16 protein-coding genes, 1 riboswitch and 1 other annotated feature are annotated in these 17474 nt (G+C 45.3%); of the genes, 12 read left to right on the top strand and 4 right to left on the bottom strand.

Going from position 1 to position 17474, the window contains the following annotated elements; all coding sequences use genetic code 11:
* Position 1 precedes the first annotated feature (1 nt).
* From rsfS to holA, 6 genes are all read left to right on the top strand, one after another.
* Positions 2–346 carry a ribosome silencing factor gene (gene rsfS / locus VB077_RS11855; RefSeq protein WP_323415455.1) on the top strand — a complete coding sequence of 115 codons (345 nt, stop codon included), beginning with the start codon at positions 2–4 and terminating at the stop codon, positions 344–346.
* An 80-nt stretch (positions 347–426) separates the two neighbouring features.
* Positions 427–626 (top strand) — a binding site (T-box leader).
* A gap of 53 nt (positions 627–679) precedes the next feature.
* Positions 680–3166: a leucine--tRNA ligase gene (gene leuS / locus VB077_RS11850; RefSeq protein WP_323415454.1), complete on the top strand. Its 2487-nt coding sequence runs from the start codon at positions 680–682 to the stop codon at positions 3164–3166.
* A gap of 191 nt (positions 3167–3357) precedes the next feature.
* Complete coding sequence (locus VB077_RS11845) at positions 3358–4008, top strand: helix-hairpin-helix domain-containing protein (RefSeq protein WP_323415453.1); 651 nt, start codon at positions 3358–3360, stop codon at positions 4006–4008.
* Complete coding sequence (locus VB077_RS11840) at positions 4005–6566, top strand: DNA internalization-related competence protein ComEC/Rec2 (protein ID WP_323415452.1); 2562 nt, start codon at positions 4005–4007, stop codon at positions 6564–6566. Before VB077_RS11845 ends, VB077_RS11840 begins: the two co-directional genes overlap by 4 nt.
* Positions 6567–6638: 72 nt before the next feature.
* A riboswitch (Lysine riboswitch) is annotated at positions 6639–6822 on the top strand.
* A 95-nt stretch (positions 6823–6917) separates the two neighbouring features.
* Positions 6918–8372, top strand: a complete 1455-nt coding sequence (locus VB077_RS11835) for an amino acid permease (protein WP_323415451.1) — start codon at positions 6918–6920, stop codon at positions 8370–8372.
* A 276-nt stretch (positions 8373–8648) separates the two neighbouring features.
* Positions 8649–9647, top strand: a complete 999-nt coding sequence (gene holA, locus VB077_RS11830) for a DNA polymerase III subunit delta (protein ID WP_323415450.1) — start codon at positions 8649–8651, stop codon at positions 9645–9647.
* Positions 9648–9736: 89 nt separating this feature from the next.
* Here holA and VB077_RS11825 read toward each other — a convergent pair whose 3' ends face one another.
* The 3 genes from VB077_RS11825 to rpsT form a co-directional block, all read right to left on the bottom strand.
* A complete protein-coding gene (locus VB077_RS11825; protein WP_323415449.1) occupies positions 9737–10075 on the bottom strand; it encodes a type II toxin-antitoxin system RelE/ParE family toxin in 339 nt (112 codons plus the stop codon).
* Between the two features lie 3 nt (positions 10076–10078).
* Positions 10079–10375 (bottom strand): type II toxin-antitoxin system RelB/DinJ family antitoxin, encoded by a 297-nt coding sequence (locus VB077_RS11820; protein ID WP_323415448.1) that lies wholly within the window; start codon positions 10373–10375, stop codon positions 10079–10081.
* Between the two features lie 269 nt (positions 10376–10644).
* Complete coding sequence (gene rpsT, locus VB077_RS11815; RefSeq protein WP_323415447.1) at positions 10645–10917, bottom strand: 30S ribosomal protein S20; 273 nt, start codon at positions 10915–10917, stop codon at positions 10645–10647.
* Between the two features lie 243 nt (positions 10918–11160).
* On the opposite strand from rpsT, the gene VB077_RS11810 reads away from it, so the two are divergent.
* The 6 genes from VB077_RS11810 (at position 11161) to lepA (ending at position 16754) form a co-directional block, all read left to right on the top strand.
* On the top strand, positions 11161–11493 hold the full coding sequence (locus VB077_RS11810; RefSeq protein ID WP_323415446.1) for a phage holin family protein: 333 nt from the start codon (positions 11161–11163) through the stop codon (positions 11491–11493).
* A gap of 69 nt (positions 11494–11562) precedes the next feature.
* Positions 11563–12657 (top strand): stage II sporulation protein P, encoded by a 1095-nt coding sequence (gene spoIIP, locus VB077_RS11805; protein WP_323415445.1) that lies wholly within the window; start codon positions 11563–11565, stop codon positions 12655–12657.
* A gap of 93 nt (positions 12658–12750) precedes the next feature.
* On the top strand, positions 12751–14313 hold the full coding sequence (gene murJ, locus VB077_RS11800; protein ID WP_323415444.1) for a murein biosynthesis integral membrane protein MurJ: 1563 nt from the start codon (positions 12751–12753) through the stop codon (positions 14311–14313).
* Positions 14314–14417: 104 nt separating this feature from the next.
* Positions 14418–14609 carry a hypothetical protein gene (locus VB077_RS11795; RefSeq protein ID WP_323415443.1) on the top strand — a complete coding sequence of 64 codons (192 nt, stop codon included), beginning with the start codon at positions 14418–14420 and terminating at the stop codon, positions 14607–14609.
* A gap of 24 nt (positions 14610–14633) precedes the next feature.
* Positions 14634–14786, top strand: a complete 153-nt coding sequence (locus tag VB077_RS11790) for a hypothetical protein (RefSeq protein WP_323415442.1) — start codon at positions 14634–14636, stop codon at positions 14784–14786.
* A 162-nt stretch (positions 14787–14948) separates the two neighbouring features.
* Positions 14949–16754, top strand: a complete 1806-nt coding sequence (gene lepA, locus VB077_RS11785; RefSeq protein WP_323415441.1) for a translation elongation factor 4 — start codon at positions 14949–14951, stop codon at positions 16752–16754.
* A gap of 56 nt (positions 16755–16810) precedes the next feature.
* Here lepA and VB077_RS11780 read toward each other — a convergent pair whose 3' ends face one another.
* Positions 16811–16942 carry a hypothetical protein gene (locus tag VB077_RS11780; protein ID WP_323415440.1) on the bottom strand — a complete coding sequence of 44 codons (132 nt, stop codon included), beginning with the start codon at positions 16940–16942 and terminating at the stop codon, positions 16811–16813.
* Positions 16943–17474 lie beyond the last annotated feature (532 nt).

Genomic DNA, 17474 nt, shown 5'->3' with positions numbered 1-17474 from the left:
TTTGCTTACAGATAAGCAATTACAAGATGCATTAAAAGTTATCGAAGAGAAAAAGGGACATGATCCTATACTCTTAAATTTACAGGGAATATCGACAGTTACCGATTATTTTTTGATTGTTACCGGTAACACGACAACACAAGTGAAGGCTATAACCGATAATCTTCTGGAGAAACTGCCTAAGTGCGGAGTTTCAGTTTTACATGTGGAAGGACTGCCTGAAGCGAAATGGGTGTTAATCGATGCCGGAGATCTCGTAATCCACGTTATGATTCCGGATCAACGTGATTTTTATCATCTTGAGCGTTTATGGGGAGATGCAAAAGAAGTTTCCTTCAGTATTTAGTTGTAATTTTGAGTCTAAGTTTAAGATTGACACATTAAGGAAGACTATACTATTATAGATATAATATGTTTGTTTAATAGTCAAAAGCGTCGAAAGGGAATAGTAATCAAGAGTTTGGGATATAGAGAGGCAGCGGATGGTGCAAGCTGCTCTAAAAGCTTGGTGAACTCACCCCGGAGCTGTGTCCAGATTATAATGGATACCGGTGCGAGCCGTTAAAAGCGATTGAAGTGGATTATAAAATTGGGTGGTACCGCGGGAGCAGGCTCTCGTCCCTTTGGGGATGAGGGCTTATTATTTTATCTTCAGTAGATTTCTAAGGAGGAAGTTTTTATGCAGGAAAAGTATTCATTTGCTGAGATTGAGCGGAAATGGCAGAAAAAATGGCTGGAAGAAAAAGCGTATAAGGCAGAAGATCATTCAGATAAACCTAAGTTCTACGCCTTAGCGATGTTCCCTTATCCCTCCGGTAATCTTCATATGGGGCATGTCCGCAATTATTCTATTGTCGATGTCCTTGCTCGTTTTAAACGGATGCAGGGCTTCAATGTGCTTCATCCGATTGGCTGGGATTCCTTTGGACTGCCGGCGGAAAATGCAGCGATTAAGCATCAGACCCCTCCGGCAGAATGGACATGGAAAAATATCGCGAATATGAGGCGACAGCTTCAGGAAATGGGAATCTCTTATGATTGGGATCGTGAAGTGACAACATGCCACCCGGATTATTACAAGTTTACCCAGTGGATGTTCCTCGAGTTTTATAAACACGGTTTGGTTTATAAGAAAAAGGCGGCTGTGAACTGGTGCCCTTCCTGTGCGACCGTTCTTGCCAATGAGCAGGTTGTGGAAGGGGCTTGTGAGCGTTGCGATACACCGGTGACGAAAAAGGATTTGGAGCAATGGTTCTTTAAAATTACGGATTATGCGCAATCCTTGCTCGATGACTTGGATAAACTGCCGGGATGGCCGGAAAAGGTTAAAACAATGCAGCGAAACTGGATCGGCCGTTCGGAAGGAACAGAAGTTGATTTTAAAGTTGAAAACCGCAGCGATAAGATCCGCGTTTATACCACGCGAGTCGATACGATTTTTGGCGTAAGCTATGTTGTTTTGGCCCCTGAGCATCCGCTGGTTAAGGAACTTGTCGCAGGAACCGAATATGAAATAGATGTTCAGGCCTTTATTGATAAAATGAAAGGTTTAAATGAAATTGCCCGAACCTCCAGCGAGACCGAAAAAGAGGGACTTTTTACAGGTGCCTACTGCATCAATCCCTATAGCGGGGAAAAAGTTCCGATTTGGATTGCCAATTATGTCCTCTTTGAATACGGAACAGGCGCGGTTATGGGGGTTCCGGCCCATGATGAACGGGACTTTGAGTTTGCAACGAAATATCAGATGCCCATTCGCCGCGTGATTTTGCCTGAAGGAAAGTCTCCGGAAGCCAAAGATGAACCTGTTAAAGAGGCAAACCATGAAGATGGAGTGATGGTGAATTCCGGGGAATATAATGGGATGAACAATAGGGAAGCCATGGTGAAAATGTGTGATAAAGCAGAGCAGGATGGCTTTGGTGAGCGCAAAGTGAACTTCCGCCTGCGGGATTGGCTGATCTCACGTCAACGCTACTGGGGTGCACCGATCCCGATGGTGAACTGTGAGCATTGCGGAATCGTACCTGTTCCCCAGGATCAACTCCCGGTGCTGCTTCCCGATGATGTTGTTTTCAAAGCCGGAGAAAATCCACTCGCGACGTCTGAGAGTTTTAAGGAAACAACGTGTCCGCAATGCGGCGGTAAGGCTCAACGTGAAACAGATACCATGGATACATTTATGTGTTCTTCTTGGTATTATCTTCGTTATACCGATCCTAAAAACAATACCCTGCCTTTCTCTCGGGAAGCTGTTGATCAATGGATGAATGTCGACCAGTATGTCGGCGGGGTTGAACATGCTATTTTGCATCTTCTTTACTCTCGCTTCTTTACAAAAGCGTTACGCGATTTTGGTTATCTTAAAGTGGATGAGCCGTTTGAGAATCTGCTGACGCAAGGTATGGTTTGCCTGGATGGTTCAAAAATGTCCAAGTCGAAGGGCAATATTGTCAGTCCGGAAGAAATTATCGGAAAATATGGCGCAGATACGGCGCGTCTCTTTATTCTGTTTGCTGCGCCGCCGGAACGGGATCTTGAATGGAGCGATCAAGGGGTCGAAGGGTGCTTCCGCTTCTTAAACCGCGTTTGGCGTTTAGTGGGACAATTTGCGGACGCTGTTCAAGGCACGAAAGGAAACCGTGAACAGAGCTTTGGCAAACTCGATGCTTCGGCCAAGGAAATGCGTCGGCAAACCCATCTGACGATTCAAAAGGTAACGTCAGATATCGGAACCCGTTTTAACTTTAACACGGCAGTAAGCTCGATTATGGAATTGGTCAATGCTCTTTATCTTTACAAAGAACAGCCAAAGGCTAATCCCGAAGTTGAGCGTGAAGCGCTGGAAACCATTATTATAACGCTGGCACCGTTTGCCCCCCATATCACTGAAGAACTTTGGGCGGGACTGGGTTATACCGAAAGTATTCATAAGCAGCCTTGGCCTCAAGTGGATGAATCGGCTTTGGTTCAGGATGAAGTTACAGTAATCCTGCAAGTGAACGGAAAGCTGCGGGATCGAATTCAGGTTCCCGCTGAGATTTCAGCTCAAGAGCTGGAGCAAACCGTACGGAACTTGCCAAAACTTCAGGAATGGACGAAGGGTAAGGAAATCGTTAAGGTGATTACGGTACCGGGTAAACTCGTAAACGTAGTTGTGAAGTAGAATAAAGAAATTAAGAAATCAAGAAGTCAAGGGTTCTGTAGTATGAACGGTAAGTTCATTCTATGGAACCCTTTGTTTGGATTGAGGTATATTCAAGGAATCGACAGGACTTTGCGAAATTCGAGGGAGGAAATCTAAGGAAAAGGAGAGAAGAACAGGATATCATGCGGGCTTTTGGGGGGGGCAAGGGTATGGAGCGGAAAATGCGATACATATGGTGGGGAGTTTTGGTCATTTTGCTTGTTGCAGCAGGTTGGAAGTTCTTCTTGCCGCATAAACCGGCAGTTTCCCTCGAAAAAACAAGTTCAAATCGGGAAATTGTGGTTTATATTGCCGGTGCCGTTGAAAAACCCGGACTTGTTCACTTGCCTGTCGATGCCCGGCTCAATGATGCTTTGGATCATGTCAAGCTTCTGCCTGAGGCTAATATCGATCTGATGAATTTGGCGGAGAAACTCAAAGACGGCCAGAAAATAAATGTTCCGTATAAACCTGCCGCCCAGCTTCCGGAAGGGCAGAATTCTACGAATCAAAGCGGTATCGGGGCAAATAGCCCAAATGGTACTAATGCAGCCAATACAGCTAATACGTCTAATGCTGCTAATACAGCAAATACTGCTAATAATGTTTCTGGAACAGGCTCAAATCTAATCAATATTAACACCGCCGGAGCTTCTGAGTTGGATAAGCTTCCGGGGATTGGCCCCGCACTGGCTGAACGGATTATCCAATATCGGAACGAGCATGGCGCTTTCAGCAAGCCGGAAGATTTACAAGGGGTCTCAGGGATCGGGGCAAAGACCTATGAAAAAATGGCTTCGATGCTGACTGTTGGCCCATGAGTGATCTTTGGACTAGGCGAATAGCCTCACTTCTTCTTGGGGGGCTTATCGGTGTCTATACCCCGGAATCCGTACGCCTTTTTGTTCTGGGGGTTTTTGTCATGCTCGCGTTGCGGATTGTTTTGTGGAGACCCCGCGATTTCTGGGGTCTCTCTTTTCGTCCGGAAATTTTGATCCTTGGTGCCGGGGTTTTAGCCGGCCTTCTCTATGGCTATATGGGAAGTCTAAATATAGAGCCGCCCCTAGTTCTGGATCGTGTCCAAGTTACCGGCGAATTAACGGATTGGAACACCGGTGAGGATGGGGCAACGGGAAGTTTTGTAATTATCGACGATTCTCAAACGACTGAGAAACAAGGGCAAGGCAATTTCCGCGGTAAGAAATATCGTCTCAAGGTTTATCCTAACGCAGGGGGTGAACTGCCTGAGGGATGGACATTGGTTCGACCCGGCGATACCCTTCGTTTTACGGCAAAAATAGAACAACCCAAACCCCCGGGAACGGCCGGACAATTTGATCTACCGCTCTATTATGCGGTACGCGGGTTTTCCGGAGGAATCACGGCCAAGGGCAATGCCGAGATTATTACACCGGGAGACCCGCCGTTCAGTTGGACCCTTCGCTCCCGGGTCCGACAATTATTGGAGCAAATTTCCTCATCGCAAACGGGGGTGTTGGAGGGAATTCTCTTTGGAGATACGAGCCGGATTCCAGAGGAGGATCTGGAACAATACCGGATTACGGGAGTTTATCATGTATTCTCGGCTTCGGGTTCAAACGTTGCTTTCCTTTTTATTTTATGCTGGGGAGTTTTAAGGTTTCTGCCGTCCCTCCCCAGGACGGGTATTACAATTCTTGTCTTAGTGTTTTACGCAATTCTGTGCGGAGGTAATCCGCCCATTCTTAGAGCTACGCTGATGGGTGTTCTGGTACTGCTTGGAAGATTAGGATCGGGTAGAAGCCATTCTTTGCGCGGGCTTTTGCTGGCTGCCCTTATTTTATTCTTTTGGCAGCCTTTGAATCTAAAAGATATCGGGTTTCAATTATCGTTTATGGCAACTTGGGGAATTATTGTTTTAAGTCCAAGGTTGATGCAGATTCAACGGATCAAAAGCTGGCCGCCAGCGTTAAAGATTGCCTTGACCACAACGTGTGCCGCCCAAATTGCAACCTTGCCGTTTCTGATCTCAACCTTTCATCGCTTATCCCTGATTGGAGTGATTGCCAATCTTGGAGTTCTTTTTATCCTTGGAAGTATTTTTCAACTGGGGATAATCGGGGTTATCTTTTCGTTTTTGCCGTTTGCGGCGCTGCCGCTTTTTCAGGTGAGTCTATGGCTGCTTGAGGTGATAAGTGGGATTCTCTTTCAATTGGCACGTATGCCTTTGGCTGATGTTTGGGTGGTTAACCCCGGTATTCTTTTTTGGGTGTGCTGGTATGGCGGAATTTCTGTTCAACTCATCGGGAAGGAAAGGGTAAGATTTACGCTTCAAGTATGGGTACGCAGCTTACGGCGGCGGCTTGGGTTCCTTGGTGTACAGATTTTCGGTATGGTAAAGAAAGTATTGCCGTTCCCGGTAGATAAGGAATTTCCCGAAGTTATAAGCCTTAAACTAGATCGAGCACTATGGGAAAAGGCTGCCTTATTCGGTTTAAAGGGAGAACGTATTGTTCTTATTTTTCTGGTTTTGCTTTTACTCTGGAGTCCTTGGAATACCCCGCATGCGCTTGAGGTTACGTTTATTGATGTGGGGCAAGGGGACAGTATTCTGATCGAAACACCGAAAGGAGCGCGAGTTTTAGTCGATACCGGGCCGAAGACATCACGCTTTGATGCGGGTGAGAGGATTGTTTTGCCCTATCTTCTGCAAAAGGGGATTAACCGCCTGGATGCGCTCATCCTCACTCACGCTCATGCAGATCATGTCGGGGGAGCGGGTGCGATTTTAGGGGCAATACCGGTTGACTGGGTGGGGATACCTGAGAATGGGGAGGATTGGCTGAGTCTCGAAGCGAAAAAAGATGCGACGAAATCCGGGGAGAAAGGCTGGGGGGAGGAAAGGGGACTCACTCCGGAACTTGTCACTCAATTAGCTCAAAAAGGCGTCAGAAAAATGACGGCCGGTGATCGCCTTGTCCTCGACTCAGAGGTTCAAATTAGTGTCCTGGCCCCCGGGGGGATCTTAGAGGGAACTCATTCTGATGAGAACAATAATTCGATTATCCTTCGTTTGGAAAGCCCATACGGTCAAAGCGTTCTGCTTACAGCCGATATGGAGGAAGAAGAAATGGAAGAGATCATGAAGACAGGGCAGGATTTCTCGGCCGATCTTTTTAAAATCCCCCATCACGGGAGTCGGTTCTCTTTGGTCACGGATTGGCTTGATCAGATTGATCCCCAAACGGTAATCATCTCTGTCGGCAAGAATTCGTTTGGCCATCCCAATTCTAATGTCCTTAAGTATTGGGAAGACCGTCAGATTCCGATTTATCGAACGGATGATATGGGAACAATTCGAGTGAGACTTGATAAGAAAGGGATTGAAGTGCTTCCATAACAATCCATTGCGTGGATGCGCGTTATGTTCTATAATCATCAAGGATATGAATATAGATACTTCCTCATTCACCGATGAGGTAGAGGCTGCGGCTTATTAGAGTAGGATAAATGAGATACCTTGGATATCAATGATTTTATTTGAAAGGATAAGTTGCCGAAGCTTGATCAATTCCTTGGCTGATCAGGCTGGTGATGGCACCGAATAGGGCCATTACTGTCACGTTTTAGTCAAAACGTGGAGGGCTATCTTCGGAAGGATTAAGCGGGTTTATAAATGATAAACAGCGTCGATCTTTTGACGCTGTTTTTTTATGCTTTCCTTCCCTAATAAATAGGAGGAATTGAATTGGTGGAAAATGTAACATTGCAGACTCATGAGACTCAGTTGAGAAGAAGTTTAAAATCCCGTCATCTGTCCTTGATCTCTTTAGGGGGAACGATTGGAACCGGTCTCTTCCTGGCCAGTGGCGGAGCGATTCACCAAGCCGGATCTGGCGGAGCACTGATTGCCTACGCAGCTATTGGCGTTATGGTTTATTATTTAATGACAAGTCTCGCGGAGATGGCTGCCTATATTCCGGTAGCGGGTTCTTTCCGCGTTTACGCGACCCGGTTTGTCGACCCAGCCTTCGGTTTTGCCATTGGCTGGAATTACTGGTATAACTGGGCGATTACTATCGCAGCCGAATTGTCGGCCGTCGTTTTAATTATGAAGTTTTGGTTTCCAGATAGTCCTTCTTTTTTTTGGAGCGGAATAGCCTTGGTTGTTATGTTTCTGCTCAATTATCTGTCTGTTAAAGGCTTTGGTGAGGCGGAATATTGGTTTGCCATGATTAAAGTGGTTACGGTTATTGTCTTTATTATCGTTGGTATTCTCATCATTCTGGGAATTATGGGCGGCAATGATCCGATTGGATTTACGAATTTCTTCGCGGATGGCGGGCCGATCCATGGGGGATTCTTTAGTATTCTTGGCGTTTTCATGGTTGCGGGGTTCTCCTTCCAAGGCACGGAACTTCTCGGCATCACAGCAGGTGAAAGTGAAGACCCGGAGAGAGATATTCCTAAAGCGATCAAATCTGTATTCTGGCGGATTCTTTTATTTTACATTTTAGCGATTTTCGTCATTGGTATGATTATTCCATTTACAGACCCTCGCCTTTTAAGTGAGGATATAGCGGTTAGTCCGTTTACCTTAGTTTTCGAAAGAGCGGGTATCGCCTTTGCTGCTTCAGTGATGAATGCAATTATTTTAACCTCTGTATTATCGGCGGGTAATTCAGGAATGTACGCATCAACGCGTATGCTCTGGGATTTAGCGCGTGATGGCAAAGCTCCGCAATTCTTAGGAAAATTGGATAACAGAGGGGTTCCGGTCAATGCCCTGATTATTACATCATTAGTTGGAACACTCGCTTTCTTGGCTTCTTACTTTGGAGATGGCGTTGTGTATATTTGGTTATTGAATGCTTCGGGTATGGCTGGATTTGTAACGTGGGTCGGTATTGCAATTGCCCATTATCGTTTCCGAAAGGCCTATCTTGCTCAGGGACGAGATTTAGAAGATTTGCCTTATGTTGCTAAAAATTTCCCTACCGGGCCGATTTTAGCTTTAGTCCTTTGCATATTCATTATTATTGGACAAGGTTATCAAGCCCTTTCAGCGGAGGGTATTGATTGGAACTCGATGTTTGTGTCCTACATTGGCTTAATCGCCTTTTTCGTTGTTTGGTTAGCCTACAAAATTAAGCACAAAACGAAATTGATTTCCCTCGAAGAAGTCGATCTTGAAGATCGTTCGTAATAGAAAGTGTTCATAATAAAGGACGTTTATAATAGAAAAATATTTATTTTCCTATTATGGTATAAAAAGCCTTATCTCGGTAAGAATAGGGAGGAACATCTCTTTTCTCCTCCTCTTTCTTTTGCCCCTTCACTTGCTGGAGGGGTTCTTTTTGTTTATACTAACAGAAAGATAAGTTTTGGGCAGATAGCATAAGTGCAACTAAGGCTTCCGCCTGCTCTAGAAGCTTGGCGCAAGCCAAGTTTTCTTTAGAATAAAGGGGGAGGGGGTAAATAAATGCGAGAAATCGAACAAATTAAGCAAGCAATCCAGACCGGCCTTCCTTCGGTTTATCTTTGGTATGGTGAAGAGCATTACCTTCTTCAGGAGGCAATTCAGCTTCTCAAAAGCTCTTATTTGGAGACGGACCCTTCCGGGAGCGGGATTGAAGTTCTGTCGGCTCGTAATGTGACACCCCTTGAAATTATTGAATCTGCCAATACGGTTTCTTTTTTTCAGGGTCGGTTGTTGATCGTTGAGGATATTCCCTATTTTCAGGAGGGACAGGGGAACAATTTAGATCCCTTTTTTGAATATTTTAAGAACCCTAATCCGGGAACATGTCTTTTGTTTTTAGCGGATAGTGTACATAAAGGACGTAAGTTCTACAAAGCCGTCGAGCAAGCCGGTGTAATTGTGGAATTCACTGCGCCGAAACGGGTTCAAGACTGGCACGTTTGGCTGGATGATGAGCTTAAGGAACGAGGGAAAAAAATGCGTTCCGATGTTAAAACGCTTTTCTTAGAATGGGCTGGGCATCAACCGGGAGTGCTAAGCCAAGAACTTGATAAACTTGTGTTATATGTCGGAGATCGGGAAATGATCCGAGCAGAGGATATTAAGGAAATTGTTCCGCAAACGTCTGAGGCCACAATTTTTGAACTTTTAGATGCTGTAGCCGCACGTTCGAGTGCACTCGCTTTGCAAAAGCTTCATCAAGTACTGCGTCAGGAGCACCCCCTTAAAGTTTTGACCCTTATGGTTCGGCAGGTGCGGATGCTTCTTGGGACTCAAGCCTTGCGGCAAAAGGGCGGAAACGTACATGACGCTCCTCGTTTATTGGGAATGAAGCCTTATGAAGCACAAAAAGTTTGGAAACAGTCTGAAAAACTGAGTTGGCAGCATTTGGTGACAGCGCTTCAGGAATGCTTAACTGCGGAATTAGGAATTAAAACAGGCAAAGGTGAGGCGACATTCCTGCTGGAATTGATGGTGGCGAAATTCTGTACCCTGTGAAATTTTAGTAAAAAGAGCAGCGAATCATTAGACACATTTTCCAAAATAAAACGAGGATGTTATCTTTTCGGATAGCTTCCTCGCTTTGTTTATTCCATATCCATCTGTGAAAGCTGATTTAGCTGGTCACGATTGCCATTAATAATGGCAGTAACCTGAACCTTAATATTTTCTTCGTCAATCCAATAGTAGACGAGAAAGTTCTTAGCTGGCATTTTATGAATTCCTAAGCTTCGCCACGGTTCGTCTTCTGTCAATGCTACCCGCTGGGGAAATTGAGATAGAGATGAAATTGCACTTTCAATTTCATCAAGCAAACGTAGGGCGGCTTTGGGAGCCTTTAACTCGGAAGCAATGTATTTAACGATTGCTTGCATTTGTTCCTCTGCCAGAGTGGTGATTTTAACAAAGTATGTCTTATCTGCCATCAATTATAATTCTCGCCTTAACTCTGAAAATACCTCTGAAGCAGGGCGAGAACGGTCTGCCTTTGCTTCGTCTAACCCTTTTTGCATGATTGCGTTAAATGTCGCGTCCATTTCATCAATCGCCATTGGAGCAGTGGGGATTGACAGAGAGAACGGAATACTCTTCGTCATGACGATTTGTTTGTAGAGCATATTGATTACAACGGAAGCCGGAATCCCCAGTTTTGACATGATCGCTTCTGCTTTTTCCTTTATTTCCGGCTCGACACGGGCAAGGACATTTGCTGTTTTAGCAGCCATAATAGCATAGCACCACCTTTCCTTTTAAATATTGTATTCTATTGTATAACGTTTAGCAATACATTATTCAGACTTGTGCATTAAGTAATAAATGATTTAGTTCTCTTCAAAAAATAATAAGAGAGAGGTGCTATCCCTTGCGGGACAACACCTCTCTTTTGCATTTCCGTATCGGTTTGGGGTATGGTTCAACAAGTTTCCCTATTAAACCGCGCCTTTAACGCCACTTTTTTTATGTCGTTTATAAATAACTTAGTTAAAAGCAATTATTAGCCGACTTGTGCGAATTGCTGCGCATAACGTTTGCATAAACGGGACTTTTTGCGGGCAGCCGTGTTTTTATGAACTAACCCTTTGGTAGTAGCTTTATCCAAAGCGCGGGTTGCTTTGCTTAAAGCTACTTTAGCGGTTTCGGCGTCTGTGCTTAAGGATTCATCAAAACGACGAAGTGTTGTCCGTAAAGTAGATTTAGCGGCAGCATTTTTAAGCGCGCGAGCTTTGGTCAATTCAACTCTTTTAATAGCGGACTTAATATTTGGCACTGGTGGTCACCCCCTTTGGATTTAAACTTTCCAACAGTTTACACAACCTACATTCTAACATCCATTAATGAATAATTCAAGAAATAATCGATTGAATCTCGAAAAACATCGAAAGGCGAAAGGTTGAAGCTAAACCTAAACTTCCGGAAAAATTCTTTCGGATAAAATAAAAGAAATTTGTTCAGACTATATTCTGAAGTCTAAGTCAAAAATTTTAGGTCAATAAAGATAGGAGGGCTTTTTATGTTAGGTATGATTGTTCGGTTTATTGTTTCTGCGATCGTTTTGCTCCTGACGAGCTACTTTGTTCCGGGTCTGAGGGTAGCCGGATTTACAGGTGCGCTGATTGCCGCTGTAGTCATTGCTGTTTTGGGTTATGTTGTCGAGCTTGCCTTCGGCAAAGAAAAGATTACACGCCTTCACCGCGGGACAATTGGGTTTATTACCGCTGCAGTTGTTATTTATCTAACCCAATTTATCGTTCCGGGAGCTATTCGAGTTTCAATCTTTGGGGCTTTGCTGGCTTCCTTGGTCATTGGAATTGTGGATAGTTTTGTTCCCACAGAACTGCGTTAAGAGAACAATCTGTTCTAACAGAGACTTGTCCTTCATATTCCTTTAATAAAGGAAAGGAGGACAAGTCTTTTGTTACACCCAAAAATTCATTTAAAATGGAAACTTTGGCCGACCTCGCGTTGGGCACGTGGAATACTTTTTGTTTTACTGGCTCTCCTCTTCTTAGGACTATTTATTTATGCATTGGAACAAGGAAGTTCTCGTCAGCTTGTTGAGTTATTGGTACAGCAGGAATTCCCGTTTGAAGCAGTTCTAATGGAAGGAATCCCGGGATATTCTGCTCCCGAACGTCCCCACCTAGATCAAGTTCGGAATCAAGGAGCATCACTGGGAATGTTCTTGTTGACGGGAGTTAATTTGTCAGATACTCGCACCTATTTCTTCAGTTATTTTACTCCACCGCCTGGGGGCCCAGCTTGGATTGGATGGGCCTATAATCCGAAGGACCCTGAATTTGAGGGATTGGATTCGGGCCCGAGTCTCGAACCTATTCCTCAGGATTCAGGGAATCATCAGGGAGATTCGCAAGATCAAACTCCTAATTCCCAACCCAGCCCGGGAAGTGCCAAGGCGCTTGTCGGCATTTATCACACCCATAATTCGGAAGGGTATACGGGAGACGGCGGTCCCGAACGACGGGAGGGCGAAAATGGCGATGTTGTAACCGTCGGGACAACGTTAAAAAAGGCACTTGACAAAAAAGGCATACCGACTCAGCAAGCTTTACAGATTCATGATGCCGTAGATTTCAATCATGCCTATAGTAAATCTATCCTTACCGCAACTCGACTTTTGCAGGACAACCCATCTCTGAAGCTGCTGATTGATTTGCATCGTGATGGACTTCCGCCCAATGTGAGTAAAGCAACAACGACGATCAATGACAAAAAAGTCGGAAAAATTATGATTGTTATCGGGCAGAAAAATCCTCACTGGAAGAAAAATCTGGAGGTTGCCGAGGGGCTGATTTCTATCGCTGAGAATAAATATCCGGGCTTATTCGATACGCGGATCAGGTACGCTTCCGATGCGCGCTATAACCAACACCTTGCCGACGGGGCCTTGCTTTTAGAGATCGGAAGTCAGCTCAATACGCCGGAGGAGGCTAATGGGGCGGCTGAGGCCTTAGCCGATGTACTCGCAGATTGGCTCAAAAATCATTAGCTTGACTCTTCTTCCCCCTTAATCTAAAAGATGGTATAATTTTAAAGTTAAGCATTATACTTTTCCGAACAACGATTGAAGGGGACAGAAGGTATGTCAGCGACAAAAACTGTAGCAAAAGCGGCCGGACTATTGATGGTGGCGCAGTTAGCCTCAAGAATTCTGGGCTTTTTCCGGGAATCGATCATGGCCGGTTATTTTGGCAAAACCAGTGCCACTGATGCTTACAATACTGCGTTTATTCTTCCCGATCTGATTTATTGGCTGCTTGTGGGCGGAGTGTTAAGCTCTGCCTTTATACCTGTGTTCTCTGAATATATCCATAAAAATAATGAAGAGGAAGGCTGGCGTGTTGTAAGCTCCGTTGTCAATCTTATCTTTATCGGTTTGGGTGTGTTGGTAGTTTTAGCCCTGATTTTCACTCCCCAATTCATTCAATTGCAAGTTCCAGGATTTTCGGAAGAAAATAAGGTTTTAGCCATTCATTTAACCCGGATTATTTTGATCCAGCCTTTGCTTCTGGCTTTAAGCGGAATTACTATGGGAGTTCTCAATTCCTATAAAATATTTTGGCCCTCTGCCTTAGGAACCGTGCTCTATAATGCTTGTATCATTCTCTTCGGAATTATTCTGGCACGACCGGACAAACCGGAAACGATCTCCGGTTTTGCAATCGGGGTTGTGGTCGGGGCATTGATGAACTTTGTTGTGCAAATTCCGGCCTTGCGCCGGGTTGGTCTACGGTATTACCCCATTATTGACTGGCATCATCCGGGAGTGAAGCGGATAGCGACACTGGCTGTTCCCATAATTTTAAGCTATGCTTTGAACCAGATTCAGGTTGTAGTCAATTCGAATCTCGGTTCGCATCTCGTTGCAGGAAGTATTACTTCAATTTGGTATTCCTATCGTTTGTTCCAGCTCCCGGTCGGAATCTTTGCATTTGCTATCGCTGTGGCAGCTTTCCCTACATTAAATGAACATGCGGCTCTTAAACATTGGAAAGAGTTCATCGCCACCTCTTCGAGCGCCGTACGAATGGTCATATTTATTACTGTACCGATTTCAATAGGGATGATCGTTTTACGCTATCCCCTAATTAGGGTTCTATTTCAGCATGGAGCCTTTACGGCAGAGGATACCTTAGCAACGGCTATCCCTCTTTTCTTTTTTTGCGTGGGCATCTCAGCTCAATCGGTCATTCAAATTCTGCCTCGAATGTTCTATGCGCTGCAGGAAACTTGGACTCCTGTTATTTTAGGGGTTATTTCGATGATCGCCAATGTTGTTTTTATGTTTTTGCTTGTTAACCCGCTTCAGGCCGGTGGTTTGGCTTTTGCCACCTCTTTAGCGGCGATCGTTAATATGATCATGCTTTTCTATGTTTTACGTAAACGGCTGAAACATATTGACGGCATAAGGATTCTGCAGACGACTCTGAAAACATTAGCTGCGTCTCTCGTCATGGGGGGTGCCGTAGCGATTTGGGCGAAATGGCTGACCCCTTATTTAGGCTCGGGTACGGTGGGGTCAATCATCATCCTGATTACGGGAACTGTCCTCGGTGCGGTGATCTTTGCCGGAGAGGCCAAGCTGATGCGGATGGAGGAATTTAACCAAACACTGGGGGTTGTTGAGAAAAAACTCCATCGTTAATCATATCCGATTTGCTTGACTTAGCTTATTACTGAATGTAGTATTGGGGTTGAACTATGAAATTTTTACCAGCCTCATGTCTTTTAAAAGGAGGGTGATAGCCAATGTCAGCACTTCACGATTATTTAAAAGGTTGTTTGGCTGACAGGACCAAAGCAGACTTATTATTAGAAGGTCAACCGCCTCAATTTATCGAAGGAGAGATAAGGTCTTTTAACGATGAGTATCTTTGGATAGAGCCGGATAAACAAATTAGCATGGAGAAAATTATCGCATTCCCCGATAGTGCAATATGAAGGCAACAACTTTGGCGGCAAGTTTTGCGGTCAGAAAGTAAGATCCTTCTTCAGGGAAAATGCGGAACCTATTATTCATTTTCTGAGGAAGAACGTTCTAAACTACTTCAGGCATACTTTGATCAAACATTAATGGCAATCGGCGATTATATTTTGATTACCGGGGAATCCGCTTGACACAGCTTAGAAGCCTGCGTCACTTTTGGGTGATGCAGGCTTTTAATATGCGCCCGGCAAGGGCGCAGCCTAAAGAGGGGGCGTGTATTTTCTTGCTGATTTCCCTCATATTCTGGTATAATAATATTTTAGATATTAAATTTACGGAATGAGGGAAAATTCGTGGCACAAGCGTCACAACGCATACGAAATTTTTCAATAATTGCGCACATCGACCATGGTAAATCGACGTTAGCAGATCGTCTGATTGAATATACCGGAGCACTTTCGAAGCGGGAGATGGAGGACCAGGTTCTCGATTCCATGGATTTGGAGCGGGAGCGTGGAATTACGATCAAACTCCAAACGGTTAAGCTGCAGTATAAAGCGAAAGACGGCCAGATTTACGAGCTGAACTTGATTGATACCCCGGGACATGTGGACTTTACCTATGAAGTGTCACGAAGTTTAGCCGCCTGTGAAGGGGCTCTATTGGTTGTGGATGCAGCCCAAGGGATCGAAGCCCAAACGTTGGCAAACGTTTATTTAGCCTTGGAAAACAACCTGGAAATTATTCCGGTGATCAATAAGGTCGATTTACCCAGCGCTGATCCTGACCGCGTTAAACAGGAAATCGAAGATGTCATTGGTTTGGATGCCAGCGAGGCTATCCTTGCCTCGGCAAAAACGGGTATTGGCATTGAGGATATTTTGGAGGCCGTTGTTCAAAGAATTCCGGCGCCGCAAGGGGATGACAGTGCCCCTTTAAAGGCCTTGATTTTTGATTCGAATTTTGATGCGTATAAAGGAGCAATTTCCCATGTTCGCGTCATGGAAGGACGCGTGGGTAAAGGAACTCAAATTAAAATGATGTCCCACAACCGAGTCTTTGAAGTGACTGAAGTCGGCATGTATTTACCCGCAATGCGCTTAGTTGAAGAATTAAAGGCGGGTCAGGTTGGATATATTGCGGCAAGCATTAAGAATGTGACAGATACTCAAGTCGGGGATACGATTACCGATGCGGATAATCCTGCGCTTTTTCCACTCCCGGGTTACCGCAAAGCAACACCCATGGTGTTCTGCGGTCTGTATCCTGTCGATTCGAGTGATTATGAGCGGCTGAAGGATGCTTTGGAAAAACTCAATCTCAATGATGCAAGTCTTGTTTTTGAGCCGGAGACATCGGTTGCTTTAGGTTTTGGTTATCGCTGCGGTTTCCTCGGACTCCTGCACATGGAAGTCATTCAAGAACGGTTGGAGCGGGAGTACGATCTTAATCTCATAACGACGGCTCCCAGCGTGGTGTACCATGTAAACAAGACTGATGGTGAAGTTGTGAAGGTGGACAACCCGACGAATCTGCCGCCTGCGGATGAGATTGTTAGCATCGAGGAGCCTATGGTTAAGGCGACAATTATGGTTCCTTCAGATTATGTTGGGGCTATCATGGAACTAAATCAGGAAAAACGAGGCACATTTCTGAATATGGATTATTTATCCGTTAACCGGGTAAGCCTCACCTATGAACTTCCTTTAAGTGAAATTGTCTATGATTATTTTGATCAACTGAAGTCTCGAACCAAAGGATACGCTTCTTTGGATTATGAGCTATCCGGATATAAAGCGGCGAATCTCGTTAAACTCGATATTCTCTTAAACGGGGATTTAGTCGATGCGCTTTCCTTTATTGTTCATAGGGATAAGGCGACCAACCGAGGGAGAAAGCTTGCGGAGAAATTACGAGAAATTATTCCGCGGCAACTGTTTGAGGTGCCGATTCAAGCGGTGATCGGGTCGAAGGTCGTTGCTCGGGAAACGGTGCGCGCAATGCGTAAGGATGTTCTCGCGAAGTGTTATGGCGGGGATATTTCTCGGAAACGCAAGCTTCTTGAAAAGCAAAAAGAAGGGAAGAAGCGCATGAAGCAGGTCGGAAGCGTGGAAATCCCGCAGGATGCGTTTATGGCGGTTTTGAAGATTGATGAGTAGGGCGAGTTGCGAGTACAGCTGCTCCGGTCACGGCGCTCGCAGAGCAAACTAATGGCTCAAACTGCCGGATGAAAGCAGGCGGGGTTCGGCGCCGGAATCGCCATCCATGGCTCTGTCGGCGCCCGGGGACATCCCTGTCCCCGCCCCACTGATGTAAGAGCAGTTTTCGCCGAGTTTGCTGGCTGCACGCTTAAAACCTTCGCATCTGTATTTGCAACTCTTTGGCTGCTTCATGGGTCTCTTGCATGATATTCTTGTATGATCCGGGAGGCAGCGTGGTCCATTCTGTACCACCGGCTGCTATGCATGCAAAGGGGAAGAACGACTTAGCAAGCAGTTACCGAAGCTTAGGCAGTGGCGACTGCTCCTAGGCAAGAGGATGCACATAGGATCGAAACCCATCACTGAAGGTTTTCGGTTCATGTCCCCGCCCCACTGATGTAAGAGCAGTTTTCGCCGAGTTTGCTGGCTGTTCGCTTAAAGCCTTCGCATCTGTACTCGCAACTCTTTGGCTGCTTCCAGGGTCTCTTGCATGGTATTCTTGTACGACCCGAGAGGCAGCGTGGTACATTTTGTACCACCGGCTGCGAATGCATGCAAAGAAGCGAGAAAGACTAGGACGTGGATTTTGATTTACGGGAGAGAACGACTAAAGCAAGCAGCTACCGAAGCTTAGGCAGTGGCGACTGCTTATAAGCAAAGGGCTGCGCACAGGACGTG

The organism is Desulfitobacterium sp. (assembly GCF_034927245.1).
In the GTDB taxonomy this organism is placed as follows: domain Bacteria; phylum Bacillota; class Desulfitobacteriia; order Desulfitobacteriales; family Desulfitobacteriaceae; genus Desulfitobacterium_A.
This window is presented reverse-complemented; position numbering and strand designations above follow the sequence as displayed.

Excerpts from the sequence above, each read along its gene's own strand:
- leuS (WP_323415454.1), top strand. The coding sequence starts at position 680 with ATGCAGGAAAAGTATTCATTTGCTGAGATTGAGCGGAAATGGCAGAAA.
- VB077_RS11845 (WP_323415453.1), top strand. The coding sequence starts at position 3,358 with ATGGAGCGGAAAATGCGATACATATGGTGGGGAGTTTTGGTCATTTTG.
- VB077_RS11840 (WP_323415452.1), top strand. The coding sequence starts at position 4,005 with ATGAGTGATCTTTGGACTAGGCGAATAGCCTCACTTCTTCTTGGGGGG.
- holA (WP_323415450.1), top strand. The coding sequence starts at position 8,649 with ATGCGAGAAATCGAACAAATTAAGCAAGCAATCCAGACCGGCCTTCCT.
- VB077_RS11825 (WP_323415449.1), bottom strand. The coding sequence starts at position 10,075 with ATGGCAGATAAGACATACTTTGTTAAAATCACCACTCTGGCAGAGGAA.
- VB077_RS11820 (WP_323415448.1), bottom strand. The coding sequence starts at position 10,375 with ATGGCTGCTAAAACAGCAAATGTCCTTGCCCGTGTCGAGCCGGAAATA.
- VB077_RS11810 (WP_323415446.1), top strand. The coding sequence starts at position 11,161 with ATGTTAGGTATGATTGTTCGGTTTATTGTTTCTGCGATCGTTTTGCTC.
- murJ (WP_323415444.1), top strand. The coding sequence starts at position 12,751 with ATGTCAGCGACAAAAACTGTAGCAAAAGCGGCCGGACTATTGATGGTG.
- VB077_RS11795 (WP_323415443.1), top strand. The coding sequence starts at position 14,418 with ATGTCAGCACTTCACGATTATTTAAAAGGTTGTTTGGCTGACAGGACC.